The sequence below is a fragment of the Paenibacillus sp. 01T422 genome (assembly GCF_056398785.1).
The window spans coordinates 1-869 of the sequence record NZ_JBFTQB010001439.1 but is presented as its reverse complement, the minus strand read 5'-3'; the positions used below and the strand labels follow the sequence as shown (position 1 = coordinate 869).

Annotated in this window: 1 protein-coding gene; it reads right to left on the bottom strand. The window is 44.6% G+C overall.

The window, feature by feature from the left end:
• Positions 1-108: 108 nt before the first annotated feature.
• Entirely contained in the window at positions 109-837 is a 729-nt protein-coding gene (locus AC1DUA_RS39360; RefSeq protein WP_477504845.1) for a type 2 periplasmic-binding domain-containing protein, read from the bottom strand.
• Positions 838-869 lie beyond the last annotated feature (32 nt).

The following is an 869-nucleotide window of genomic DNA, read 5'->3' as shown; positions in this document are numbered from 1 at the left end:
ATAGTAATGTTTGGCAAAACCCTTCGTAACCATCCTATCAATCACTTCCATTCATTGTTGTTAAGGGAAAGGCGCCAGAATACTCTGACGCCTTATTTGATCTTGCGACTATTTCAAGCTTGCATCGATTTCAGTAATAATTTGGTCTCCGCCTTGCTTTTTCCAATCGTCAACGAACTTATCGAAGGATTCCAGCGGTGCAGCACCCATGATAATTTTGAGGAAAGTTTCTTTCTCTAATTTATCCAGCGCAGCCCATCTGCTTTCCATCGTTTTCGTCTGGGAATACGTTACGCTGTACGTTTTCTTATATGGCTGCTGGAGCGGTGCTATCCCAACTAAAGTAGAGTACATGCGTTTCCAAGTACCTAGATCCGCATTCGGGTCCCAGTACTGAATATCGTTTTTGTCATAAGGCTCTAGCTTCACTTTTTTCACTTTTTCCGCATCGGCTTTCAATAATTTGTAGCCTGGGATATCCAAATCTTCCGGTTTTTTCGTGCCAGCAAGTACTTCTTTCATCATTTTGTACGTAACATCCATCTCATCCATCGGTGCAAAAACGATACGCAGCGGATAGTTGCCAATGGCTACTTTCACATCGAATTTGGCTTCATCACGCAGCAAAAGGTTTTCCATTTGAATAGCAGCTTCCGGATGTTCGTAGCCTTTACGAACAACGAGGTATTGATTCGACGGGTTCCCCATGTGCGGCGTGAATTCGCCATTTACATCCAGAGGAGCCGTATAAGCTTGCCAGTTCGCCTTCGGATTATTTTTGATGGCATCCGCTAATGGACCGTATCCGCCAGCCCACCATATTATTTTTGATGGCATCCGCTAATGGACCGTATCCGCCAGCCCACCAT

Excerpts from the sequence above, each read along its gene's own strand:
- AC1DUA_RS39360 (WP_477504845.1), bottom strand. The coding sequence starts at position 837 with ATGCCATCAAAAATAATATGGTGGGCTGGCGGATACGGTCCATTAGCG.